Annotated in this window: 17 protein-coding genes; 6 read left to right on the top strand and 11 right to left on the bottom strand. The window is 61.7% G+C overall.

All coding sequences use genetic code 11. The features are described from left to right. Positions 1-81: 81 nt before the first annotated feature. The 3 genes from hutU to hutC form a co-directional block, all read right to left on the bottom strand. Complete coding sequence (gene hutU, locus NTD80_RS19315) at positions 82-1,767, bottom strand: urocanate hydratase (RefSeq protein WP_226940009.1); 1,686 nt, start codon at positions 1,765-1,767, stop codon at positions 82-84. Between the two features lie 402 nt (positions 1,768-2,169). Continuing rightward, a complete protein-coding gene (locus NTD80_RS19320; RefSeq protein ID WP_262134597.1) occupies positions 2,170-2,730 on the bottom strand; it encodes a HutD family protein in 561 nt (186 codons plus the stop codon). Continuing rightward, positions 2,727-3,437, bottom strand: a complete 711-nt coding sequence (gene hutC / locus NTD80_RS19325) for a histidine utilization repressor (RefSeq protein ID WP_017738808.1) — start codon at positions 3,435-3,437, stop codon at positions 2,727-2,729. The genes NTD80_RS19320 and hutC overlap by 4 nt, the downstream gene beginning before the upstream one ends. A 147-nt stretch (positions 3,438-3,584) precedes the next feature. Here hutC and NTD80_RS19330 point away from each other — a divergent pair, with 147 nt between their 5' ends. After that, positions 3,585-4,949 (top strand): formimidoylglutamate deiminase, encoded by a 1,365-nt coding sequence (locus tag NTD80_RS19330; RefSeq protein ID WP_262134598.1) that lies wholly within the window; start codon positions 3,585-3,587, stop codon positions 4,947-4,949. 66 nt (positions 4,950-5,015) lie between these two features. On the opposite strand, the gene NTD80_RS19335 is transcribed toward NTD80_RS19330, so the two are convergent. The 6 genes from NTD80_RS19335 to NTD80_RS19360 form a co-directional block, all read right to left on the bottom strand. After that, positions 5,016-5,585 (bottom strand): lipocalin family protein, encoded by a 570-nt coding sequence (locus NTD80_RS19335; protein WP_106805393.1) that lies wholly within the window; start codon positions 5,583-5,585, stop codon positions 5,016-5,018. A gap of 30 nt (positions 5,586-5,615) precedes the next feature. After that, positions 5,616-5,870, bottom strand: a complete 255-nt coding sequence (locus NTD80_RS19340; RefSeq protein ID WP_017849914.1) for a hypothetical protein — start codon at positions 5,868-5,870, stop codon at positions 5,616-5,618. A 176-nt stretch (positions 5,871-6,046) separates the two neighbouring features. Then, positions 6,047-7,057, bottom strand: a complete 1,011-nt coding sequence (locus NTD80_RS19345) for a class 1 fructose-bisphosphatase (protein ID WP_065899834.1) — start codon at positions 7,055-7,057, stop codon at positions 6,047-6,049. Positions 7,058-7,166: 109 nt separating this feature from the next. Continuing rightward, on the bottom strand, positions 7,167-8,519 hold the full coding sequence (locus tag NTD80_RS19350) for a DUF3999 domain-containing protein (protein ID WP_262134602.1): 1,353 nt from the start codon (positions 8,517-8,519) through the stop codon (positions 7,167-7,169). Then, positions 8,519-12,043 carry a DUF2339 domain-containing protein gene (locus NTD80_RS19355; protein WP_262134599.1) on the bottom strand — a complete coding sequence of 1,175 codons (3,525 nt, stop codon included), beginning with the start codon at positions 12,041-12,043 and terminating at the stop codon, positions 8,519-8,521. The genes NTD80_RS19350 and NTD80_RS19355 overlap by 1 nt, the downstream gene beginning before the upstream one ends. A gap of 200 nt (positions 12,044-12,243) precedes the next feature. After that, positions 12,244-14,694, bottom strand: coding sequence for a glycogen/starch/alpha-glucan phosphorylase (locus NTD80_RS19360; RefSeq protein ID WP_106805396.1), 2,451 nt, complete (start codon positions 14,692-14,694; stop codon positions 12,244-12,246). 237 nt (positions 14,695-14,931) lie between these two features. On the opposite strand from NTD80_RS19360, the gene NTD80_RS19365 reads away from it, so the two are divergent. Beyond that, complete coding sequence (locus tag NTD80_RS19365; protein ID WP_017529542.1) at positions 14,932-15,366, top strand: YkgJ family cysteine cluster protein; 435 nt, start codon at positions 14,932-14,934, stop codon at positions 15,364-15,366. 329 nt (positions 15,367-15,695) lie between these two features. On the opposite strand, the gene typA is transcribed toward NTD80_RS19365, so the two are convergent. Then, entirely contained in the window at positions 15,696-17,516 is a 1,821-nt protein-coding gene (gene typA / locus NTD80_RS19370) for a translational GTPase TypA (RefSeq protein WP_058423717.1), read from the bottom strand. 139 nt (positions 17,517-17,655) lie between these two features. Next, positions 17,656-19,110: a tRNA uracil 4-sulfurtransferase ThiI gene (gene thiI / locus NTD80_RS19375; protein WP_106805397.1), complete on the bottom strand. Its 1,455-nt coding sequence runs from the start codon at positions 19,108-19,110 to the stop codon at positions 17,656-17,658. A 334-nt stretch (positions 19,111-19,444) separates the two neighbouring features. Between thiI and glnA the strand changes: the two genes are divergently transcribed. The 4 genes from glnA to ntrC all read left to right on the top strand — a co-directional run bounded on the left by glnA (position 19,445) and on the right by ntrC (position 24,449). Continuing rightward, entirely contained in the window at positions 19,445-20,851 is a 1,407-nt protein-coding gene (gene glnA, locus NTD80_RS19380) for a type I glutamate--ammonia ligase (protein WP_065899824.1), read from the top strand. A gap of 179 nt (positions 20,852-21,030) precedes the next feature. Then, a complete protein-coding gene (locus tag NTD80_RS19385; protein ID WP_065899821.1) occupies positions 21,031-21,567 on the top strand; it encodes a chorismate mutase in 537 nt (178 codons plus the stop codon). A gap of 363 nt (positions 21,568-21,930) precedes the next feature. After that, a complete protein-coding gene (gene glnL, locus NTD80_RS19390) occupies positions 21,931-23,016 on the top strand; it encodes a nitrogen regulation protein NR(II) (RefSeq protein ID WP_016979130.1) in 1,086 nt (361 codons plus the stop codon). Then, positions 23,013-24,449: a nitrogen regulation protein NR(I) gene (gene ntrC / locus NTD80_RS19395; RefSeq protein WP_008435682.1), complete on the top strand. Its 1,437-nt coding sequence runs from the start codon at positions 23,013-23,015 to the stop codon at positions 24,447-24,449. Before glnL ends, ntrC begins: the two co-directional genes overlap by 4 nt. Positions 24,450-24,546 lie beyond the last annotated feature (97 nt).

The raw sequence follows: 24,546 nt of genomic DNA on the forward strand, positions 1-24,546 counted from the left end.
GGGGGCCGCGGCCCCCCCCCCCCCCCCCCCCCCCAACCCCCCCCCCCCCCCCCCCCCCCCCCACCCCCCCCCCCACAGGGGTTATTTGATCATCGGGAGGTTGAGCCCCTGCTCCTTGGCGCAGTCGATCGCGATCTGGTAGCCGGCATCCGCGTGACGCATCACACCGGTGGCCGGGTCGTTGTGCAGCACGCGCGCGATGCGCTCGGCCGCTTCGTCGGTACCGTCGCAGACGATCACCATGCCGGAGTGCTGCGAGAAGCCCATGCCCACGCCGCCGCCGTGGTGCAGCGAGACCCAGGTCGCGCCGCTCGCGGTGTTGAGCAGGGCGTTGAGCAGCGGCCAGTCGGACACGGCGTCGGAACCGTCCTGCATGGCTTCGGTTTCGCGGTTCGGGCTTGCGACCGAGCCGGAGTCGAGGTGGTCGCGGCCGATCACGATAGGTGCCGACAGCTCACCGCTGCGTACCATTTCGTTGAACGCCAGGCCGAGCTTGGCGCGCTGGCCCAGGCCAACCCAGCAGATACGCGCCGGCAGACCCTGGAAGCTGATGCGCTCGCGGGCCATGTCCAGCCAGTTGTGCAGGTGCGCGTCGTCCGGGATCAGCTCTTTGACTTTGGCGTCGGTCTTGTAGATGTCTTGCGGGTCGCCGGACAGTGCTGCCCAACGGAACGGGCCGATGCCACGGCAGAACAGCGGGCGGATGTACGCCGGCACAAAGCCTGGGAAGTCGAACGCGTTCTCGACGCCTTCTTCCTGGGCCATCTGGCGGATGTTGTTGCCGTAGTCGAAGGTCGGGATGCCTTGCTTCTGGAATTCCAGCATCGCCTTGACGTGCACGGCCATCGACTGTTTGGCGGCCTTGATCACGGCGGCTGGCTCAGTCTTGGCGCGGGCGCGGTATTCGTCCCAGCTCCAGCCGGCCGGCAGGTAGCCGTTGAGCGGGTCGTGGGCGCTGGTCTGGTCGGTGACCATGTCCGGGCGTACGCCGCGCTTGACCAGTTCCGGCAGGATTTCCGCCGCGTTACCCAGCAGGGCAATGGAGATGGCCTTGCCTTCCTTGGTGTACTTGGCGATACGCGCCAGGGCGTCGTCGAGGTCGGTGGCTTGTTCGTCGACATAACGGCTGTTCAGGCGGAAGTCGATACTGACCTGCTGGCACTCGATGTTCAGCGAGCATGCACCCGCCAGGGTCGCGGCCAACGGCTGGGCGCCGCCCATGCCACCGAGGCCGGCGGTGAGGACCCAGCGGCCCTTGAGGTTGGAATCGTAGTGCTGGCGGCCGGCTTCGACGAAGGTTTCGTAGGTGCCCTGCACGATGCCTTGGCTACCGATGTAGATCCAGCTGCCGGCGGTCATCTGGCCGTACATGGCCAGGCCCTTGGCATCCAGTTCGTTGAAGTGTTCCCAGCTCGCCCAGTGCGGCACCAGGTTGGAGTTGGCGATCAGCACGCGCGGGGCGTTGCTGTGGGTCTTGAACACGCCGACCGGCTTGCCGGATTGCACCAGCAGGGTTTCGTCGTCGTTCAGGTGAGTGAGGCTCTCGACGATCTGGTCGTAGCACTCCCAATTGCGCGCCGCACGGCCAATACCGCCGTACACCACCAGCTCCTTCGGGTTCTCGGCCACTTGCGGGTCGAGGTTGTTCATCAACATGCGCAGCGGCGCTTCAGTCAGCCAGCTTTTGGCGGTGAGCTTGTTACCGCGGGCCGCGCGGATTTCGACGTCACGGTATTTTGTAGGCCTGGCTTTAGAAAAATCGGTCACGGCTGGACTCCTCGGCATGATGCGCGAACAGGGATGGTGCGAAGGAGAGTCTTACGCACACATCTTTACTTGTACATACAAGCATATGCAATCAAGCGGCCAACTTTTTCGGCGAGTCGTTTGGATTTTTTTCGAAAGCGTGTGCGAGCCTTGGAAAATAAGGCTTCGAGGCTTGATGAAATTTCTTACGAAGGAGTTTCGCTACGGGAGGGGTTCGTCACCAACGCGTGGTTTTGCGCCACGCTGGGGCATTCGGTAACAAATTGGTGCGCAGGCTGGAAACAGTTTTCTGCTCACCACAAAACAACTGTGGGAGCAGGCTTGCCCGCGATAGCAGTGTGTCGATCAGCACACCCCATGCTGATACACCGCTATCGCAGGCAAGCCTGCTCCCACCGCTTTTTAATCGTGTTGAGTCAGTTCGATGATGCAACTGCGGCCGCTGACCGAGATATCCAGCAGGCCAGTGTTACCGTCCACTTGCAGGCAGTCGTGATGGCCAAGCACGTGGTCCAGCACCTTCACTTCATCCGCCACGCTGAACACCAGCACCGTGTGCGCCGTGCTGAAAAAGCGCTGCACGCCGTCAATCCACTGCAAGCGTGCGTGGTAGCGCTGGGGCGAGTAGATCAGGTTGAAATCGCGGATCGGCCCCGTGATCAAGCGGCACGACACTTGGCTGTCGCCCTTGAACGCAAAGGGTTGCAGCGGCAACAGGCCGAGCTGTTCCTCGCCATCCACGGTGAGCACCATGCCGGCGCCCTTGATCACGGTGATCACGCGCTGATAACCGGCAAAGGTGGAAAACCCACCCGACTCGGCGATATCGGCAATCGACAGGCGCCAGCCAAAGCCATCCAGGCCGGTACCGGCGTCACGGGTGATTTCTTTGGTGCTGCCACCGCCGTTTTTCCACGGCATGCGCACGTAATCGGCGGCGCGCCAGACTTTCACTGCACTCATTTACTGAAACGTCCTTCCAGGCTATGACGGGAACCGGGGTGGATCAAACGCGCGGCGGTCACCGGCTGGCGACCCGACCAGGTGCGTCGGCGAATCAACAGGCAGGGCTCGCTCGGCTCGATCTGCAGCAACTTGCACTCGGCGGCGTCGGCGAGAATCGCCTCGACCACGTGCTCGCCTTCGGTCAGCGGTGCGACCTGGTTCAGATAGGCGTAGGGGGTTTGCTGGGTGAAGTCCTGCTGCAGGTACTCCGGCGCGACCAGGGCGTTGACGAAACGGTCTTCGATTTGCACCGGAATGTCGTTTTCAAAGTGCACGATCAGCGAATGAAACACCCGTCCGCCTTCGCGCATTTCCAGCGCTACGGCGCGTTCGGAGCCGGCTGCTTCCTCACCAAGGTGAATGACCTGGCAAGTATGCCGATGCCCACGGGAGGCGATTTCATCGGCGATGTTGTGCACCTCGAACAGTGCCGACTGGCTCTTGGGTTCGGCGACGAACGTGCCGACACCTTGCATGCGCACCAGCAAACCTTCGGCGGTGAGCTCGCGCAGGGCGCGGTTGATGGTCATGCGGCTGAAGCCCAGCTGGCTGACCAGCTCGCTCTCCGACGGCACGCGGTAATGGGGCGGCCAGTTGCCGTTGAGGATCTGCTGGCTGATCATCTGTTTGACGCGGGCGTACAAGGGCGCCGGACTTTCGTCCATGTGGGCAGCCAGTGAAGACTTGGCGGGCGGAGTCGGCACAGGGAATCCTTGCAAGAGGAAAAGATGCATAGATTGCCGGAGTTTACCGAGCAGGCAAACGTCTGTATATGTATATACAAATAAACACACGACCGGGGTGACATGATCATGTCCGCTTTCTTTGCCGAACGCGCACTGCTGCCTAATGGATGGGCCAACGATGTACGCTTTGAAGTCAGCGCCGATGGCCTGCTGACCCACGTTGAGCCCAACGCCAGTGCAGACGGCGCCGAACGGCTCAGGGGCCCGGTATTGGCGGGCATGCCGAACCTGCACTCCCACGCGTTCCAGCGCGCCATGGCGGGGCTGGCGGAAGTCGCCGGCAACCCGAATGACAGCTTCTGGACCTGGCGCGACCTGATGTACCGCATGGTTGGCAAGGTCAGCCCGGAGCAATTGCAGGTCATCGCCCGGCAGCTGTACATCGAGATGCTCAAGGCCGGCTATACCTCGGTGGCTGAGTTCCACTACGTGCACCATGACGTCAGTGGCCAGCCCTATGCTGACCGCACGGAGCTGTCGCGGCAGATCAGCCACGCGGCCGCCAGCAGTGGCATCGGGCTGACATTGGTGCCGGTGCTCTACACCCACTCGGGATTTGGCGGCCAGGCACCCAATGAAGGCCAGCGCCGGTTTATCAACAGCACGGAAAACTACCTGGACCTGCAAGCGCGCCTGAAACCGATTCTCGCCGCGCAACCGGCGCAGCAGCTGGGGTTGTGCTTTCACTCCCTGCGCGCGGTGACCCCGCAACAAATCAACGACGTGCTGGCCGCCAGCGACAAAGCTTGCCCGGTGCATATCCACATTGCCGAGCAGCAAAAGGAAGTCGACGATTGCCTGGCCTGGAGCGGCAAACGCCCGCTGCAATGGCTGTATGACAATGTCGAGGTGGATGAGCGCTGGTGCCTGGTGCACGCCACTCACGCGGATACCGACGAAGTGGCCCGCATGGCCAAGAGCCGCGCGATTGCCGGTTTGTGCCTGACCACCGAAGCCAACCTGGGCGACGGGATCTTCCCGGCCGTGGACTTTCTGGCACAGGGCGGCCGCATTGGGATCGGCTCCGACAGCCACGTCTCACTGAGCGTGGTCGAAGAATTGCGCTGGCTGGAATACGGCCAGCGCCTGCGCGACCAGCGGCGCAATCGCTTGTATCGCAGCGATCAGCCGATGGTCGGCCGCACACTGTTCGATGCCGCGCTGGACGGTGGCGCACAGGCGCTGGGGCAGCCGATTGGTCGACTGGAAGTGGGTAAGCGTGCGGATTGGATCGTGCTGGACGGCAATGATCCGTACCTGGCCACGGCGAGTGAAGACGGGATCCTGAATCGCTGGCTGTTCGCCGGTGGTGATCGGCAAGTGCGCGATGTGCTGGTCAACGGTAAATGGGTAGTACGGGATGGGCGCCATGCAGGCGAGGAAGAAAGCAGCCGGGCATTCACGCAAGTCTTGAGGGATTTGCTCGGCTGACGGGCGACACAAAAAAACAGGGGAGCTGGCAAGCCAGCTCCCCTATTGGATTGAGGGTTCCCTCAGTTACTGCGAGGTCTTGGCCATCTGCTTGTCCGACGTACGCCAGATCAAGCGTGTGGTGTCATACCCCTGTTGCCGCGCCCTGCTGAGCAGGTCTTCGCGGGTGTCGGCATTCACCGTCGGCGTGCGCGACAGGATCCACATGTAGCGCCGGCTCGGGCTGCCTACGATGGCGGTCTTGTAGTCATCGCTGACGTACAGCACCCAGTAGTCGCCCTTGGCGACGCCGGGCAGCAGCGCGGTAAACCAGTTATTGAATTCAACCCAGAGCTTGTCGGTCTTGCCCGGCACTTGCGGCGTGGCCGTGCCTTTGGCTTCTTCCCACTTCCACTCGCTGGTCAGGCAGCGGTTGAACACCGACATATCGCCATCGGGCAGCAGTGTGTAGCGGGCTTCGGACTGCGCGCAGTTGCGCTGGAAGTACATCGGCAATCGGGCCAACTCATACCAGGTGCCCTGGTAACGCTTGAGATTGACGTTGCTCGCGGTCTTGGGTTGCAGATCATCGCCAGAATGACTGGCGCAGCCCGCCAAAAACAGGCTGGCACAAAGGCACAAAACAAAACGCATCATTCTTCTTCTCCCGCAGGCTCTCGCCCCGGTTTACTTCAGGCCTTGCCCGGAAAACATCAGAACTTTGTCACCGGCATATTGAACGCTGATAAAGCTGTTTTTATCGCCCCACGTGCAGCTGGACATGCCCAGTGCGCCAGAACAATCGGTCGGCTTACCCAGCAGCGACTCCACCTCGGCCTTGGCCATGCCAGCCGACAACTTTGCGTAATTTTCCTGGTTGACCTTGCTGCAAGCGGCCAACAGCACGCAAAAAGCCAGCAAAGCGAGACGGCGTAACGACATGGAAAAACTCCTGGAGGGACGAAGCAGCTTCGGTATCTGCCAGAAGCTTAGAAGGGAAAAGAGGTGTCTGGTTCCCGACGAACGAAAACAAAAAAGCCCCGAAAACGCTGAAACGTTTCGGGGCTTCTTTAACGGTGAACCGGCTCACAACACGGCCGATAAACTATCGCCGTGGGTTATGCCTTGTGATAGGCCGTCACGCGCTCAACTTCTTCCTTGGAACCCAGGAACACCGCCACACGCTGGTGCAGGCCTTCAGGCTGGATGTCGAGGATGCGCTGGTGGCCGTCGGTGGACGCACCGCCCGCCTGCTCTACCAGGAACGACATCGGGTTGGCTTCGTACATCAGGCGCAGCTTGCCTGGCTTGGACGGCTCGCGGCTGTCGCGTGGGTACATGAACAAGCCACCACGGGTCAGGATGCGGTGTACGTCAGCGACCATCGCAGCCACCCAGCGCATGTTGAAGTTCTTCTTCAACGGGCCTTCCTCGCCCTCCATCAGTTCGTTGACGTAGCGCTGTACCGGGGCTTCCCAGTGACGCTGGTTGGACATGTTGATCGCGAATTCCTGGGTCGAGGCAGGGATCGAGATGTCTTCGTGGGTCAGTACGAAGCTGCCCATTTCACGGTCCAGGGTGAAGCCCTTGACGCCGTCGCCCAGGGTCAGCACCAGCATGGTCTGCGGGCCGTAGATCGCGTAGCCGGCAGCGACCTGCTCGGTGCCTGGCTGCAGGAAGGCCTTTTCGTTCAGGGCTTCGTTCTGGCTCAGGTATTCGTTCGGGCAACGCAGTACCGAGAAAATGGTGCCGACCGGCGCGTTGATGTCGATGTTCGACGAACCGTCCAGCGGGTCGAATACCAACAGGTAGGCGCCTTTCGGGTATTTGCCCGGAATCTGGTAGGCATTGTCCATTTCTTCGGACGCCATGCCGGCCAGGTGACCGCCCCATTCGTTGGCTTCGAGCAGGATCTCGTTGGAGAGTACGTCGAGCTTCTTCTGTACTTCGCCCTGCACGTTTTCAGTGCCCATGCTGCCCAGGACACCACCCAGTGCGCCTTTGGAGACGGCGTGGCTGATTTCCTTGCAAGCACGCGCCACCACTTCGATAAGGAAGCGCAGATCGGCAGGCGTGTTGTTGCTGCGGGTCTGCTCAATCAAATAGCGACTCAAGGTAACGCGGGACATGGAAGGCTCCGGAGAATGGGGGGGCTAAAAACCCGCGCAGTTTAACGCGAGTCGGGGCGTATTTCCTCCTATCAGAGGATTTAAACCCAATAGAGTTCATGGACTTTATTTAACGTGCCACCGGCGGCTTGCGCAGCAAACTGTAGGCCATGCCTCCCAGCGCCGCCACACCCAGCAGGAGTACGGCCCACAGGCCGAGCTTCTTCCAGTCGGTGCCGGCCTCGGTCGGCGCCACCACGGCCGGCGATTTGACCACCACCTCCGTCGACAACGTGGCCTGGCCCAGCGCCTTGACGCGCGCGGCGCTGTAATCGGGAATCAGCGTCGACAGCGGCAGGTTCGCCGCCTTCACCGAGCCATTGCCCAACGCCAGCGTGAACGGCGGCTCACCCCGCGCCAGGAACACCAACTGCGTGGCGCGCACGGCAAAACGCAGGGCCGGTGCTTCAACGCCCAGGCCACCGCCGCGCTCGTCCACCTGCAATTTCAACTGGTTGACCACCTGGCCAGGCAAACGCAGCTCATCCTGCACCACGTCCTGGCCGTTCTGGGTCAGGCGGTACAGCAAGCCATTGCTCAACGGTTGCCAGGCCTGCTGGCTGTCCCGCCGCCCTGCCAAGGTCACCGGCGCCAAGGTGTTGGGCTGCTTCAATTCAACCCGCAAGCGCTCGACATTCAGCCCCACCGGCAACTGCCAACTGTACTCCCCCGCCTTGAGCCGCGACCCCGCCAACGGCTGCGACCACACCAACGGCAGCGGCAGACTGCTGCTCGATGCACTCACCAGCTTGGCCGAGGTCAGGCGCGGCGCCGCCTGGCCTTGCCACATCAGGCGCAGGTAGCGTGCCGACTGCCCTGGCAAGCTGACGTCATGCTGCTCGACTCGCTCATCGGCAAACGACAAGCGCGCCACCTGTCCATCGCCCCAGGATTCCCAGTGCTGCAAGTCATCGCTGGCTTCGATGCTGAAACGCTGGAAGCCCTCGTGCTCGCGGCTCCAGTCGAGGCTCAACTGCTGCAATGGCGCCTTGATCGCGCTGGCATCCAGCACCCAGCCGCGCAATACCTGCTTGCCGGGCTTCGCGCCGCTCGAGGGTTTGATTTCCACCAGCGTGCCCGCCGTGGTGGCTTTCATCGTCACGCCAGGCGAAGCGTCATGGGTATCGGAGGCGTACAGCGGGAACCACTTCACGTCAGTGACGTTGCGGCTTTCGGTGCGTTCGGAGGTCTGGCGCGACAGCGCATAGGCTTGCGGCTCGCCGGCGGCGTTGAACACGCGCACATCGCTCAGGTCAGCCTGGCGCGCGGCCAACTGCACGGCGAGCGGCAACTCCAGGCGATACCAAGGGCCGTTGCCACTCACCGCCAGCGGTACCTGGGTGGTGAAATCGGCCGGGGTTTCCTGCGCCCACACGGCCAACGTCGTACACAAGCCCACCGCAATTACGCTCAACTTACCGATCAAGAGGCTGCTCCTTCAGTTTCCAATACAGGTTCGGCACGCTTGGGCGGCAGCGGCGCAAAGTAGCCCACCACCAGCAACAGCCCGCCCACGCCGATGAACGACACGATCCGCGCCAGGCCGCCGCGGTTGCTCAGTTCGACAAAGAACAGTTTGGCGACCACTACCGCAATCAACACCGCCCCGATCAACCACACTTCGCGACGATGGCGCAGGTGACCACCGATCATCAACCCGAGGGCGATGAGGGTCCAGACGATCGACAGGCCGGCCTGAACCAGCATCGACGCCAGCAACGCATCCAGATGGAACGGCACGCCGCCCCAATGGTGGGCCGTGCGCATCACCAACGCGGTGAAGAAGGCAAACAGCGAAACGCCCGCGACACCCTGGGCGATCAACTCGGCACGTGGCCCACGTTGCGGCGCCACGCTGCGCGACCACAGGTACACACCCAGCAGCGCAAACAGCAGGCCCAGGTCCAACGGGTTGAGCAGCGGCACATAGGGCAAAGGGTTCGCCGTGCCGTCACTGAAGCTGTTCGCCAGCCAGAACCAGCCGAGCATCAGCACTGCCAGCGGCAAGGCGGCCAGCACGCGGTACTCACGCGGGTACGCCGCCACTGGCCATGGCCAGGTGCGCGGCGCGGCGGCCAGCACCAGATACAAGCTGGGCAGCATCGCCCAGCCCAGCCAGCGCCAGGCGTTGTATTCACTCGAGAGCCGCAACAGGCCGTAACGCAGCTCCAGCGCCAGCACGCCGATCAGCATCCAGCAGCCCAGCACATGGGCCACGCTCAGCACCCTGGCCGGCACACTCGCCGCCAGACGCCGCAACGCGATGAAGTGCACCACGAACACCGCCAGCCAAGCCAGCCAGCCGTAGTGCGCCGCCGGGTGATAGTAGTTGTGCGCCGAGACCAGCAGCACCACGCCCGCCGCCGGCATCAGCAAGGCGCATAGCACACCGAGCGACGCCCAGTGCAGCCGCGTCGCCAGCAGCGCCCAGATCGCCACGCTCAGCGCCGCGATGCCGAGCAAGGCCGGGCCCTGCAGCTCGTCAGGAAGAAACCGCAGCACTTCACCGACCAACGCCAGCGTCCACCAGGCCGTGCCCCACACCAACAGCAGGTCGGACAGACGCTGCAGCTTCAGCACAGCGAACACCGGCGCATGCGGCTCACGCTGCAAACGCCAGGCGCCGACCAGGGCAGCCAGGCCCAGCACCATCGGTGTCCAGAACCCGCTGTGGGCCAGCGGCCGCAAACCCTCGCTGGTCAACGGCCCCAGCAGTTGCGGCACTGCCAGCAGGAACGCGCTGCCTCCGATCACCTGCAACAGCAAGCCAAAGACGAAACTGACGCGCTGCTGCAAGTGCAGGCTCAGCCAGATGATCAACACGCCACTGGCCGCCCACACCGCGCTGGCGCTTTCCCACGGCAACACGAACAGCACCGCGAGGTTGATCAGCACCAAGCCGGCCAGCAGCACCACCGACAGCCCACGCAGCAAGCGCACGTCGCCGCGCACGCTGTCATCGCGGGCCGCCAGCAACATACCCCCGATCAGGGCCAGGCCGATCAGCGAGGCGGTCAGCAAACCACTCCAGCCCGCATTGAAGACCGCCGCGCCGTCACCGCCTTGCAAGCGCAGCAGGAACACAGCACCGCCGAGCAACTGCACCGCGAATGCCGTGAACAGAAAGGTGCGCGAGCCAATGCGCAGGCCGACGAACAACGTTACCAGACCGGCGATTGCCCAACTGATCGCGGTGCCTTGGGTCAGCCAAAAGAACGGTGCAAGCAGGTACAAAAAGCCCAGGCCCAGGCTCGCCAGCACGGGCAGGCCCTTGCGCTCCCACGCTGCAGCCTGCTGCGCCGAGGCCTTGCGCAACTGGTCGAAGCTGAACAGCAACGCCGCGCCGAGCAGCAGCGCCCCCAGCGGGGCGCCGTCGAGCAAGGTGTGCTCGCCGATGCGCAGTTCACTGAGGAATGCCAACGCCGAACCCACTTGCAGCAACAAGCCGAAGGCACGCGCCAATGGCCGCTCCTGACGCAAGCCGAGCCAGAAGATCCCGGCGCCTTCGACCGCCCAGGCGGCGGCAGTCCAGCGCGCATCGAGACCCAACGGAATGGCCAGGCTGGCAAAGATCACCCCCAGCGCCAGGCAGGTTTCCGCCAGCAGCAACGCGCGCCCGCCACCCAACAGGCGAGCCAGGCCCATGTAGATGATCCCCAGGCCCAACGCGCTGAACGCAGCAGCAAACTCCAGGTGCTGCACCAGTGCGAACTGCAGGCCGAACCCCACCAGCGGCGGGCCAAACAGCATACTGCCGTCGACATAGTGCCCCTTGGCCAGCGACCAACGCAGCAGTGCGGCCCGGCTGTCATCGTCGGGCGCGTCACGCATTTCCAGCAATGTGCGCCGGGCGAACAACAGGCCGATGGCCAGGTACATCAGGAAAAACAGGATCAGGAACGGCTCGGTGCTCCACAGCAATTCGGGCGTGTAGGAGCGCATGCCCCAGGCGAAGCCGATGCCAAAGGTGCCGACAAAACCGATCAGGTTGAGCAGGCGCCAGGCCTTGAACCACGCAATGGCAAGGATGCCGGCGTTGAGCAGGGCGAAATAACTGAACAGCGCCACATGGTTGCCGGCACCGGTTGAGGTGAGGATCGGCGCCGCAAAGCCGCCCAGCGCCGCCGCACAGGCCAGCCCCAGCGCATCCTGGGTAATCGCCAGGATCGCCGAGAACACCGTGACCGCCACCAGCAGCCCCAGCGCCGCGCTCGGGTCGATCAAGGGGTGCAGGCGCATCGCGGCAAACACCGTCAGGTACAGCACCGCAATCCCGGTCCCCTGCAGCATCAGTCCGTAGTTGCTGTTGCGCAGCCGCAGCCACCAGCCCAGGCCCAGCAGGCCCAATGCGGCAGCGGCAACGCCGGCGTAACGCAGTTCGATCGGCACCACCATGCCTTCGGTGGCGTAGCGCAGCAGGAACGCCAGGCCGAGAAACAACAGCACCACGCCGACACGCAGCACGGTATTGCCGCCAAACAGCCAATTGCGTGCGCCGCTGATCGCGCGTTCGATCAGGTTGGGGCCGCGGGGGATTGCAGGTTCCTGGGCGCGCGGCGTGGGCGCGGGAGTCCACACGTCATCCGGCAGCGGTTGGCTGGCTTCGACAGCCGCAACGACGGGGGGTATTTCTGCTTCTGCTGGCAACTCCCACACAAGCTCTGGAGCCTGGGTGACAGGCGTCGGCTCAGGGATAAGCGGTGCGACACTCACAGGGCTGGCCGGCGTGGGCACTTCCAATTGCCGCAGGCGCTCACCCAGCGCGATCAGCGCTTTCTGCGTGGTTTCCAACTGACGTGCCTGCTGATCCGCCTGGGCCGAGAGCTTCGCCAGGCGAATCGCCTGTCCCACGCCCAACCCCAACAGCGCACCGAAACCGGCATCGGAGAACGACTCATCGAGCGTCCAGCCGAGCACCAGGCCAATCAGCGTGAAAATCCATTGCATGGTCGATATCCCTAAGCAGCCCGAGGCGGGCGAACTGGCGCCTAGTATATCGACGCAGACCCCATGTGGAAGCACGCTTATGTGGGCGCCGGGCTTGCCCGCGATGCAGACACGTCGGCGTATCAGTCACACCGAGGTGATGCTATCGCAGGCGAGCCAGCGCCCACATAAACCCGCACACATGTTCAGGTCAGCGATGTTTAGTCGAGGGCTTTCCAGATCTCGGTCGCGTACTCCCTGATGGTCCGGTCCGAGCTGAACCAACCCATCCGCGCCGTATTCAGCACTGCCGAACGCCACCATGCCTTGGAGTCGTGCCAATGCGCTTCGACCCGCGCCTGGGCGTCCCAGTAGGAATCGAAGTCGGCACACACCAGGAAGCGGTCGTAGTCGACCAGCCCGTCGATCAGGCCGACATAACGGCCCGGGTCATCCGGCGAGAACACCCCACCGCGAATCGCCTGCAGTACATCGTTGAGCCGATGCGATGCGGCAATCTCCGGCCCGGCGTTGAACTCACCGGCGTGCTTGCGGGCTTCCACCTGCTGCGCGCTGAGGCCGAAGATAAACATGTGCTCGGCGCCCACGCGCTCGTGCATTTCCACGTTGGCGCCGTCCATGGTGCCGATGGTCAGCGCGCCGTTGAGGCCAAACTTCATGTTACTGGTGCCCGAGGCTTCAAAGCCGGCGGTGGAAATCTGCTCCGACAAGTCCGCCGCCGGGATGATGCTTTCCGCCAGGCTGACGTTGTAGTTGGGCAGGAACACCACCTTGAGCAAACCGCGCACGGTCGGGTCATTGTTCACGGTGCGCGCAATGTCGTTGGTCAGCTTGATGATCAACTTGGCCTGGTGATAACTGGCCGCCGCCTTGCCCGCGAAGATCTTCACGCGCGGCACCCAGTCGGTGCCAGGTTCGGCACGGATCGCCTGGTACAGCGCCACGGTGTGCAACAGGTTCAGCAGTTGGCGCTTGTACTCGTGGATGCGCTTGACCTGCACGTCGAACATCGCCGCCGGGTTGATCGCGATTCCCAACCGCTCATGAATGATGTCGGCCAAGGCCCGCTTGCTGTGCAGCCGCTGCTCGGCAAACGCCTTGCGAAAGGTCTGCTTATCGGCAAAGGGCTCCAGCTCCACCAGGCGCTCTTCGGGCTTGTCGAGAATGTCCGGGCCCAGCGCCTCCACCAGCATCGAGGTGAGCTTGGGGTTGGCCTGGTACAGCCAGCGGCGGAAGGTGATGCCGTTGGTTTTGTTGTTGATGCGCTCCGGGTAGAGCTTGTGCAATTCGGAGAACACCGTGCTGCGCATCAACTGGGTGTGCAGGCCGGACACGCCGTTGACACTGTGGGAGCCGAGAAACGCGAGGTTACCCATGCGCACGCGGCGGCCGTTGTCTTCTTCGATCAGCGACACCGCGCGCAGCACGTCAAAGTCGTGGATGCCTTTGGCGCGCAGCGAGTCGATGTGCTGGGCGTTGATCAGGTAGATGATCTGCATGTGCCGCGGCAGCATGCGTTCCATCAGGCCGACCGGCCAGGTTTCCAGCGCTTCGGGCAGCAGCGTGTGGTTGGTGTACGACAAGGTTTCGACGGTGACATCCCAGGCGGCTTCCCATGGAATGTCGTGCAGGTCGACCAACTGGCGCATCAACTCGGCGACGGCGATGGACGGGTGGGTGTCGTTGAGCTGGATCGCCGCGTGCTCGCCCAGGCTCAGCACCGAGCCGTGCATGTTCTTGTGGCGGCGCAGCAGGTCCTGCAGCGAAGCCGAGACGAAGAAATATTCCTGGCGCAGGCGCAATTCCTGCCCCGCTTCGGTGCTGTCGGCCGGGTAAAGCACGCGCGAGATGCTTTCGGCGCGGGCCACTTCGGCCACCGCACCCAGGTGGTCACCGGCGTTGAAGCGCTCCAGGTGCAGGTCTTCCACCGCCCGCGCACGCCACAACCGCAGGGTATTCACACTGGCGCCGCGCCAGCCGACCACCGGGGTGTCGTAGGCAACGGCGCGCACGGTTTCGTTGGGCGACCACACCTGGATCATCTTGCCGGAAGCGTCCGCCAGGGTTTCGACGCTGCCGCCAAAGCCGATCGGGTAAATCACTTCGGCACGCTCGAATTCCCACGGGTTGCCGAAATCCAGCCAGCGTTCGGTTTGCTCCTGCTGCCAGCCATCGACAATCGCCTGGCGGAACAAGCCGTGTTCATAGCGGATGCCATAGCCATGGCCGGCAATGCCCAGGGTCGACATGCTTTCCATGAAGCAGGCCGCGAGACGGCCCAGACCGCCGTTGCCGAGCGCCGCGTCGGGCTCCAGCAGGCGGATGCGCTCCAGGTCCACGCCCAGCTCGGACAGGGCTTCGCGCGCAATTTCCAGCACGCCAAGGTTGCTCAGGCTGTCGTAGAGCAAGCGGCCGATAAGGAATTCCAGCGAGAGGTAATACACCCGCTTCTGGCCCTTGCGGTAGATCCGCCGCGTGTGGTCCATCCAGTGGTCGACCATCTGGTCGCGGGCGGCCAGGGCAATGGCTTCGAACCAGTCATGGTCGAAGGCGTGATCCGGGTCCTTGCCCACCGCGTAGGTGAGTTTGGTCAAGACGGCATCGCGAAATGCGGCTACCTCTGCTTCTCGTGCAAGTGGTTCCTGAGACATCAAATGCGACCTCGGGCGAGATAGAAGGAGTTGCTAGAGCCTAGACGGTCTGACAGACGGTAGACGCTCTGGTTCGGCAGTTTTTTAACTCATTCACCTTTGCGGGAATTAGATGCAGGGGCCGTGCCTGCTTTCCCCTGGCGCACCGTTGGAGATGAAATCTGCAAAATATTGTTCAAAAAATCACCAATCCCGGTATGATCGCGCGCCCGGATATCGCCCCACCTTGGAACCCTGATGAAGCCTCAACTGATCGCCGCCGCGGAACTCGACCGTCTCGAGACCTGGCAGAAATATTCCGCCCACATGTGCGGTGGCTGCGTGTCCAGCTGCTGCACGCTGCCGGTCGAGGTGAAGATCAAGGACCTGATCCGCATTGGCATCGTCGATGAGTTCGAGCGCGGCGACCCGCCGAAGAACATCGCCAAGCGTTTGCAGAAGGAAGGCATCGTCGAGCGCTTCAATTCCAAGTCGGAAATATTCACCCTGCAGCGCATGAGCAACAACGATTGCCTGTACCTGGATCGTAAGACGCGTTTCTGCACTATTTATGACAAGCGCCCGGACACCTGCCGCAACCACCCCAAGATCGGCCCGCGCCCAGGGTATTGCGCGTACAAGCCGAAGGAAGTGGTGCGCGAAACCAAGTTCAAGACCCTCGACAAGTTCTGATCCAAAACCCACCCCTTTGGCAGGCGGGCCTGCTCTGATGAGCGGGCTCGCTGTGATGAACGAGCCTGTTGTGGTGGACGGGCTTGTTGTGATGAACGAGCCTGTTGTGGCGAGCGGGCTTGCCCCGCGTTGGGCTGCGCAGCGGCCCCAAACCCAAACACCTCGGTTTGCCTGAAACAACGCACCGATTCCTGGAGGGGCCGCTTCGCAGCCCAACGCGGGGCAAGCCCGCTCACCACAACAAGCCGCCGCCCCCCCCCAAGAAGCAGGCATAAAAAAACGCCCCCGGCCTTTCGACCGGGGGCGTTTTTCATTCAGCCTGAGTTAACTCAGTTCTTGGCTTTCTTGGCAGCGCGGGTACGCTCGCCTTCGTCCAGGATCTTCTTACGCAGGCGGATCGACTTCGGCGTCACTTCGCACAGCTCGTCGTCCTGGATGAATTCCAGGGCCTGTTCCAGGGTGAAGCGAACAGGTGGAACCAGGGCGATGGTTTCGTCTTTACCCGAAGCACGCATGTTGTCGAGCTTCTTGCCTTTGGTTGGGTTGACGCCCATGTCGTTGTCACGGCTGTTCAGACCAACGATCTGGCCGTTGTAGATCTCTTGACCGTGTTCAACGAACAGCTTGCCACGCGCCTGCAGGGTTTCCAGGGAGTAGGTCAGTGCCTTGCCGGTTTCAACCGATACCAGAACACCGTTCTGACGGCCGGACATGTCGCCGGACTTCATGGTGTCGTAGCGATCGAAGATCGAGGTCAGGATGCCAGCACCGTTGGTCAGGGTCAGGAACTGGTTACGGAAACCGATCAGACCACGAGCAGGGATGTTGTATTCCAGACGTACACGGCCTTTGCCATCCGGCACCATGTTGGTCAGGTCGCCCTTACGCAGGCCCATCTCTTCCATGACCTTGCCCTGGGATTCTTCAGGGGTGTCGATGGTCACGTTTTCGAACGGTTCCTGCTTCACGCCGTCAACCTGACGGATGATCACTTCAGGACGACCAACGCCCATTTCGAAGCCTTCGCGACGCATGGTTTCGATCAGTACCGAGAGGTGCAGCTCACCACGGCCGGAAACCTTGAACTTGTCAGCCGAGTCGCCTTCTTCAACGCGCAGAGCAACGTTGTACAGCAGCTCTTTGTCCAGACGCTCCTTGATGTTACGGGAGGTCACGAACTTGCCTTCTTTACCGCAGAATGGCGAGTCGTTTACCTGGAAGGTCATGGAAACGGTTGGCTCGTCAACGGTCAGAGGCTTCATCGCCTCGACAGCGTCCGGGTGGCACAGGGTGTCGGAGATGAACAGCGAGTCCATACCGCTGATGCACACGATGTCGCCAGCAGCCGCTTCTTCAACGTCGATGCGGTGCAGACCGTGGTGACCCATCAGCTTCAGGATACGACCGTTGCGCTTCTTGCCGTCGGCGCCGATAGCGACAACCGGGGTGTTCGGCTTGACGCGACCACGAGCGATACGGCCAACGCCGATAACACCCAGGAAGCTGTTGTAGTCCAGTGCGGAGATTTGCATCTGGAACGGACCGTCACGGTCAACAGCCGGCGCAGGTACGTTGTCGACGATCGACTGGTACAGCGGGGTCATGTCTTCAGCCATGTCGGTGTGGTCCAGACCGGCAATACCGTTCAGGGCCGAGGCGTAGACGACTTTGAAGTCCAGCTGTTCTTCGGTGGCACCCAGGTTGTCGAACAGGTCGAAGATCTGGTCCAGAACCCAGTCCGGACGCGCGCCTGGACGGTCAACCTTGTTGATGCACACGATCGGACGCAGGCCGGCTTCGAATGCCTTCTTGGTCACGAAACGGGTTTGCGGCATAGGGCCGTCTTGAGCGTCAACCAGCAGCAGAACGGAGTCAACCATCGACATTACGCGTTCTACTTCGCCGCCGAAGTCGGCGTGGCCCGGGGTATCCACGATGTTGATGTGGTAGCCGTTCCAGTTGATAGCGGTGTTTTTTGCCAGGATGGTAATACCGCGCTCTTTTTCCTGGTCGTTGGAGTCCATCACGCGCTCGTCGTTGAGCTCGTTGCGCTCCAGGGTGCCGGATTGACGCAGGAGTTTGTCTACCAGGGTGGTTTTACCATGGTCAACGTGAGCAATGATGGCGATGTTACGTAGATTTTCGATCACTTGTGTATCTCGATCAGAGGATTCGGTGTGCTGACAGGTCGTGGCAGCGATTAACAGTAGAGTCAGGCCTTGCCGTTACAGCTTGACGGCAGAGTCGGGGGGCCGGTGACGCAGGCCACAGGCAAACAGCCCCGGGCTCTTAGCTCGGTCGATAAACGCGCACATTGGCATACCCCTCACTGAGCAAATGGTGAGCATGCAGGCGACTCATCACGCCTTTGTCGCAATACAGCAGGTACTGACGGCTGTTATCCAGTTCCTTGAAACGCGCGTTCAATGCATAGAACGGCAGCGTTTGTACGTCGATGCCGGCGATCTCCAGCGGCTCATCTTCAGCGGCATCCGGGTGACGGATGTCGACGACGATCTGGCCGGCCAGGGCTTCGCTGACTTCTTCGATCTGCACATCCTGGCCCAGTTCATCGATGACACGATCGATCGGGACCAGCTTGGCGTTCTCGAGCGCACGCTCCAGAATCGCCATGTCGAATTCTTTTTCTTCATGCTCCACGCGGTGACGCTTGGCGTGGGTCTTGGGGTTCACCGAGATGACCCCGCAGTACTCGGGCATGTGCTTGGCAAAGTCGGCGGTGCCGATCTGCTCTGCCAGGTCGATGATGTCCTGCTTGTGGCTGGCGATCAGCGGGCGCAAGACCAGCTTCTCGGTGACGCAATCGATGATCGACAGGTTCGGCAGCGTCTGGCTGGACACCTGGGAGATCGCTTCACCGGTCACCAGCGCGTCGATCTGCAGTTGATCGGCGATTCGGGACGCAGCGCGCAACATCATACGCTTCAATACTACGCCCATATGACTGTTATCGACTTTGCCGAGAATTTCGCCCAGCACTTCCTCGAACGGTACGCTCACAAATAGCACGCGCTGGGAGCTGCCGTACTTCTTCCAGATAAAGTGCGCGACTTCCATCACGCCCAATTCGTGTGCACGCCCGCCCAGGTTAAAGAAGCAGAAGTGGCTCATCAGGCCGCGGCGCATGATCTGGTAGGCCGCCACCGTGGAATCGAAACCGCCGGACATCAGCACCAGGGTCTGTTCCAGGGCGCCCAGCGGGTAGCCGCCGATGCTGTCGTGCTGGCTGTGGATCACAAACAACCGTTGGTCGCGAATTTCCATGCGCACTTCAATTTGCGGCGCCTTGAGGGAAATTCCGGCGGCGCCGCACTCGCGACGCAGCTTGCTGCCGACGTATTTTTCGACATCCATGGAGCTGAACGGGTGCTTGCCGGCACGCTTGCAGCGCACCGAAAAAATCTTGCCTTCCAGCGCGCTGCCGTAGTGCTGCTTGCACTTTTCGGTGATGTCGTCGAAGTCGCCCAGCGGGTACTCGTCGACCTGCAGGAAATGCGCGATGCCCGGCATGCAGCTCAGGCGCTCAGTCATATCCTTCAAGGCTTTGGCGTCGGTTACGCGGGTTTCCAGCTCGAGGTTGTCCCACACGCCGTTCACCACCACAGCCGGGTCCAGATCGCGGAGCACGGCACGGATGTTCTTGGCCAACTGACGGATGAAACGCGTCCGTACCGGTCGGCTCTTGATGGTGATCTCGGGGAAGACTTTAACGATTAATTTCATGGAAACAGCGCGCGCAGGGCCTGCCGAAAAAGGGGGGCGCGGATTATAGCGGAAATCGCTCAAGGTTTAACCAGTTAATATGCATCAGCCGCTTCACGCACCAAAACGGGTCATTTACAGAAATTAACGCTACATTGCAGTGCGTTATTTATTCCGTTTCAGCGGATTGCACCTTTATAGGGGCCATTTTGAAGCAAAAAGGCCATGTTGGCGCACTGGCATGCAATTTGCTCTCTTGTGAGGCAGGTTGCCATGGCGGAGTATCCGCGCCGGCATCACCCACATTCTAAGGGCTAACTCCACTACCCCAGCCCGAAGCCACCCGGAGGACACCATGTCGAAGTCGGTTCAACTCATCAAAGATCATGACGTTAAATGGATTGATCTGCGCTTCACGGACACAAAAGGCACTCAGCACCACGTGACCATGCCGGCTCGCGACGCGCTGGATGATGCTTTCTTCGAAGAAGGCAAAATGTTCGACGGTTCCTCCATCGCCGGCTGGAAAGGCATCGAAGCTTCCGACATGATCCTGATGCCGGACGACAGCACTGCCGTACTGGACCCGTTCACTGAAGAAGCCACCCTGATCCTGGTGTGCGACGTGATCGAGCCTTCGACCATGCAAGGCTACGACCGCGACCCACGTGCGATCGCCAAGCGTGCCGAGGAATACCTGAAGTCCACCGGTATCGGTGACACCGTATTCGTAGGCCCAGAGCCAGAATTCTTCATCTTCGACCAAGTCAAGTTCAAGTCCGACATCTCCGGCTCGATGTTCAAGATCTACTCCGAGCAAGGTTCGTGGATGTCCGACCAGGACGTGGAAGGCGGCAACCATGGCCACCGTCCAGGTATCAAAGGCGGCTACTTCCCGGTTCCACCGTTCGACCACGACCACGAAATCCGTACCTCCATGTGCAACGCCATGGAAGACATGGGCCTGGTCATCGAAGTGCACCACCACGAAGTGGCCACTGCCGGCCAGAACGAAATCGGTGTGAAGTTCAACACCCTGGTTGCCAAGGCTGACGAAGTTCAGACCCTGAAGTACTGCGTACACAACACTGCCGTGGCCTACGGCCGTACCGCTACCTTCATGCCTAAGCCACTGTACGGCGATAACGGTTCGGGTATGCACGTTCACCTGTCCATCGCCAAAGAAGGCAAGAACACCTTCGCTGGCGAAGGTTATGCCGGCCTGTCCGACACCGCCCTGTACTTCATCGGCGGCATCATCAAGCACGGTAAGGCCCTGAACGGCTTCACCAACCCTTCGACCAACTCCTACAAGCGTCTGGTCCCAGGTTTCGAAGCACCAGTGATGCTGGCCTACTCGGCTCGCAACCGTTCTGCCTCGATCCGTATTCCTTACGTGTCCAGCCCTCGCGCTCGCCGTATCGAAGCACGCTTCCCGGATCCAGCAGCCAACCCGTACCTGGCCTTCGCTGCCCTGGTAATGGCCGGCCTGGACGGTATCCAGAACAAGATCCACCCTGGCGACGCCGCCGACAAAAACTTGTACGACCTGCCGCCTGAAGAGGCCAAAGAGATCCCACAAGTGTGCGGCAGCCTGAAAGAAGCCCTGGAAGAGCTGGACAAAGGCCGTGCGTTCCTGACCAAAGGCGGCGTATTCAGCGACGACTTCATCGATGCCTACATCGAGCTGAAAAGCGCAGAAGAAATCAAAGTACGCACCTTCGTACACCCACTGGAATACGAGCTGTACTACAGCTGCTGATCCGGTAGCGCTGCGTAACGCGGCGTGATGAAAAAGACCTCCTTCGGGAGGTCTTTTTTTTGCCTGCACATCATGAAAAATGCAGGCTCGGGCTCGCGCGTGATTGCGCCGCATCCAGTACCTGTTGTATTGACTGACACTGCCATCGCGGGCAAGCCCGCTCCCACAGGAGATCGCCTTTGAAGCTTCGACTTGCCTCTGTCCTATTATTTATCAGCGCCAATGCACTCGCCGCCCCACCGACCCTGGAGCCTTTGCTCAACAGCATCGCCGAACGCCTGGAGATTGCCGATCAGGTCGCGCTGAGCAAGTGGGACAGCAAAAAGCCCGTGGAAGACAAGAAGCGCGAGCAAGAAGTGATCGCCAGCGTCATCGCCCAGGCGCCAACCTACAAGCTGGCGCCCGCCGCGGCCGAGCAGTTTTTCTCGGCGCAGATCGAAGCGAACAAACTGGTGCAGTACACCCATCTGTCTGACTGGCAGTTCCAGGGCAAGGCGCCGGACGATCCGCGACCGGACCTGGTCAAGCAGATCCGCCCGAAACTGGATGAACTGCAAAAACGCCTGCTGCAGCAACTCGCCGACTTCACCCCGCAGCGCACCGACGCGCAGTGCCCGCAATGGCTCGCCTCAGCCGTGCACGAGCCACTGAATGATCCGCTGCGCCAACTGGCAATGATCCGCGCCACCGCCGAGCTGTGCATCAACAAAGGTTAAAAAGCTGCAACCCCATCAAATCTGTGGGAGCTGGCTTGCCTGCGATTGCGGCGGTGCATTCACCATCGATAGCGCAGACAAGCCAGCGCCTCCATGCGCGCAACCTTTCAAGTCATCCCCTCACTTCCTGAACAACCTTCACAAAACCGCACTATATTGGTGCGATAGGCTGCACCCTTCCCACCTGTCCAGCCCATTTTGGTTCGATTCTTCCCGATCAAGCTGGCAGAACGCCACAGTTTCGCGCCTAAAACCCCTATTTCAGGGCTTTAACGCTTCTTTTCGGAGCCTTGGTTTGGTTTTTGCATTTTCCTTGTATCAGCGTGTGCCTCAAGCCCGCGCCATGCTCCAAAAGAGGTCCTGATGACCATCAGCGATGCACTGCACCGTTTGCTACTCGACAACCTGACCACCGCGACCATTCTGCTCAATGACGACCTGCGCCTTGAGTACATGAACCCGGCGGCGGAGATGCTCCTGGCCATCAGCGGCCAGCGCAGCCATGGGCAGTTCATCAGCGAGCTGTTCACCGAATCGGCCGAAGCCTTGAGCTCGTTGCGCCAGGCGGTGGAGCAGGCACACCCGTTTACCAAGCGCGAGGCAATGCTCACGGCCCTGACCGGCCAGACGCTGACCGTCGACTATGCCGTGACCCCGATCCTGAGCAACGGCGCCACCCTGCTGCTGCTCGAAGTCCACCCCCGCGATCGCCTGCTGCGCATTACCAAGGAGGAAGCGCAGTTGTCCAAGCAGGAAACCAGCAAGATGCTGGTGCGCGGCCTGGCCCACGAGATCAAGAACCCCCTCGGCGGGATTCGCGGCGCGGCGCAGCTGTTGGCCCGTGAGCTGCCGGACGAGAACCTCAAGGACTACACCAACGTCATCATCGAGGAGGCCGACCGCTTGCGGAACCTGGTGGACCGCATGCTCGGCTCCAACAAACTGCCGTCGCTGGCGATGACCAACGTGCACGAGGTGCTGGAGCGTGTCTGCCAACTGGTCGAAGCCGAAAGCCAGGGCTGCATCACCTTGGTGCGCGACTACGATCCGAGCATTCCCGACGTCTTGATCGACCGCGAGCAGATGATCCAGGCGGTGCTCAATATCGTGCGCAACGCCATGCAGGCCATCAGCAGCCAGAACGAACTGCGCCTGGGCCGCATCAGCCTGCGCACCCGTGCCCTGCGCCAATTCACCATTGGCCACGTGCGCCATCGCCTGGTGACCAAGGTCGAGATCATCGACAACGGCCCGGGCATTCCTGCGGAACTGCAGGAAACCATTTTCTTTCCCATGGTCAGCGGCCGTCCGGACGGTACCGGGCTGGGCCTGGCCATCACCCAGAACATCATCAGCCAGCACCAGGGTCTGATCGAATGTGAAAGCCATCCTGGCCACACCACCTTCTCGATCTTTCTGCCTCTGGAACAAGGAGCCCCATCGACATGAGCCGTAGTGAAACTGTCTGGATCGTCGATGACGACCGTTCTATCCGCTGGGTCCTCGAGAAAGCCTTGCAACAGGAAGGCATGACCACCCAGAGCTTCGACAGCGCCGACGGGGTGATGAGTCGCCTGGCTCGCCAGCAGCCGGATGTGATCATCTCCGACATCCGCATGCCCGGCGCCAGTGGCCTGGACCTGCTGGCACGGATCCGCGAGCAGCACCCGCGCCTGCCAGTGATCATCATGACGGCGCACTCGGACCTGGACAGCGCTGTCGCGTCCTATCAGGGCGGTGCGTTTGAATACCTGCCCAAGCCGTTCGATGTGGACGAGGCGGTGGCGCTGGTCAAGCGCGCCAACCAGCACGCCCAGGAACAGCAGAACCAGGAAGCGCCACCCGCCCTGACCCGCACCCCGGAAATCATCGGCGAAGCGCCGGCGATGCAGGAAGTGTTTCGCGCCATCGGGCGTTTGAGCCATTCCAACATCACCGTGCTGATCAACGGCGAGTCGGGTACTGGTAAAGAGCTGGTGGCCCATGCCCTGCACCGTCACAGCCCACGGGCCGCGTCGCCGTTCATTGCCTTGAACATGGCGGCGATCCCCAAGGACCTGATGGAGTCCGAGCTGTTCGGCCATGAAAAAGGGGCCTTCACCGGCGCAGCCAACCTGCGTCGCGGGCGCTTTGAACAGGCCGACGGCGGCACGTTGTTCCTCGACGAAATCGGCGACATGCCAGCTGACACCCAGACCCGCCTGCTGCGTGTATTGGCAGACGGTGAGTTCTACCGCGTCGGCGGGCACACGCCGGTCAAGGTCGACGTGCGTATCATCGCCGCGACGCACCAGAACCTGGAAACCCTGGTGCACGCGGGCAAATTCCGTGAGGACTTGTTCCACCGCCTCAACGTGATCCGCATCCATATTCCGCGGATGTCGGACCGTCGTGAAGACATCCCGACCCTCGCCCGCCACTTCCTCAGCCGCGCCGCCCAGGAACTGGCCGTCGAGCCGAAGCTGCTCAAGAGCGAGACCGAGGAATACCTGAAGAACCTGCCGTGGCCAGGCAACGTGCGCCAGCTGGAGAACACCTGCCGCTGGATCACGGTGATGGCTTCCGGGCGCGAAGTGCACATCAGCGACCTGCCGCCGGAGCTGTTGAGCCTGCCACAAGACTCGGCGCCGGTGACCAACTGGGAACAGGCGCTGCGCCAATGGGCCGACCAGGCCCTGGCTCGCGGCCAGTCGAACCTGCTGGACAGTGCCGTGCCGGCCTTCGAGCGGATCATGATCGAAACCGCCCTGAAACACACCGCCGGCCGCCGCCGCGATGCCGCCGTGCTGCTGGGCTGGGGCCGCAACACCCTGACGCGCAAGATCAAGGAGTTGGGGATGAAGGTCGATGGCGGGGATGATGACGAAGGTGATGAGGCCTGATCACTCATCCCTGATCCACTGAAGATCTAATGTGGGAGCCGGGGGTGGGCGCGGGGGGGGGGGGGGGGGGGCGGGGGGGGTGGGCCGCCCCCCCCCC

This window comes from Pseudomonas sp. 13B_2.1_Bac1, assembly GCF_025466155.1.
GTDB lineage: Bacteria > Pseudomonadota > Gammaproteobacteria > Pseudomonadales > Pseudomonadaceae > Aquipseudomonas > Aquipseudomonas aylmerensis.

Excerpts from the sequence above, each read along its gene's own strand:
- NTD80_RS19320 (WP_262134597.1), bottom strand. The coding sequence starts at position 2,730 with ATGAGTGCAGTGAAAGTCTGGCGCGCCGCCGATTACGTGCGCATGCCG.
- hutC (WP_017738808.1), bottom strand. The coding sequence starts at position 3,437 with ATGGACGAAAGTCCGGCGCCCTTGTACGCCCGCGTCAAACAGATGATC.
- NTD80_RS19330 (WP_262134598.1), top strand. The coding sequence starts at position 3,585 with ATGTCCGCTTTCTTTGCCGAACGCGCACTGCTGCCTAATGGATGGGCC.
- NTD80_RS19335 (WP_106805393.1), bottom strand. The coding sequence starts at position 5,585 with ATGATGCGTTTTGTTTTGTGCCTTTGTGCCAGCCTGTTTTTGGCGGGC.
- NTD80_RS19340 (WP_017849914.1), bottom strand. The coding sequence starts at position 5,870 with ATGTCGTTACGCCGTCTCGCTTTGCTGGCTTTTTGCGTGCTGTTGGCC.
- NTD80_RS19345 (WP_065899834.1), bottom strand. The coding sequence starts at position 7,057 with ATGTCCCGCGTTACCTTGAGTCGCTATTTGATTGAGCAGACCCGCAGC.
- NTD80_RS19355 (WP_262134599.1), bottom strand. The coding sequence starts at position 12,043 with ATGCAATGGATTTTCACGCTGATTGGCCTGGTGCTCGGCTGGACGCTC.
- NTD80_RS19360 (WP_106805396.1), bottom strand. The coding sequence starts at position 14,694 with ATGTCTCAGGAACCACTTGCACGAGAAGCAGAGGTAGCCGCATTTCGC.
- NTD80_RS19365 (WP_017529542.1), top strand. The coding sequence starts at position 14,932 with ATGAAGCCTCAACTGATCGCCGCCGCGGAACTCGACCGTCTCGAGACC.
- thiI (WP_106805397.1), bottom strand. The coding sequence starts at position 19,110 with ATGAAATTAATCGTTAAAGTCTTCCCCGAGATCACCATCAAGAGCCGA.
- glnA (WP_065899824.1), top strand. The coding sequence starts at position 19,445 with ATGTCGAAGTCGGTTCAACTCATCAAAGATCATGACGTTAAATGGATT.
- glnL (WP_016979130.1), top strand. The coding sequence starts at position 21,931 with ATGACCATCAGCGATGCACTGCACCGTTTGCTACTCGACAACCTGACC.
- ntrC (WP_008435682.1), top strand. The coding sequence starts at position 23,013 with ATGAGCCGTAGTGAAACTGTCTGGATCGTCGATGACGACCGTTCTATC.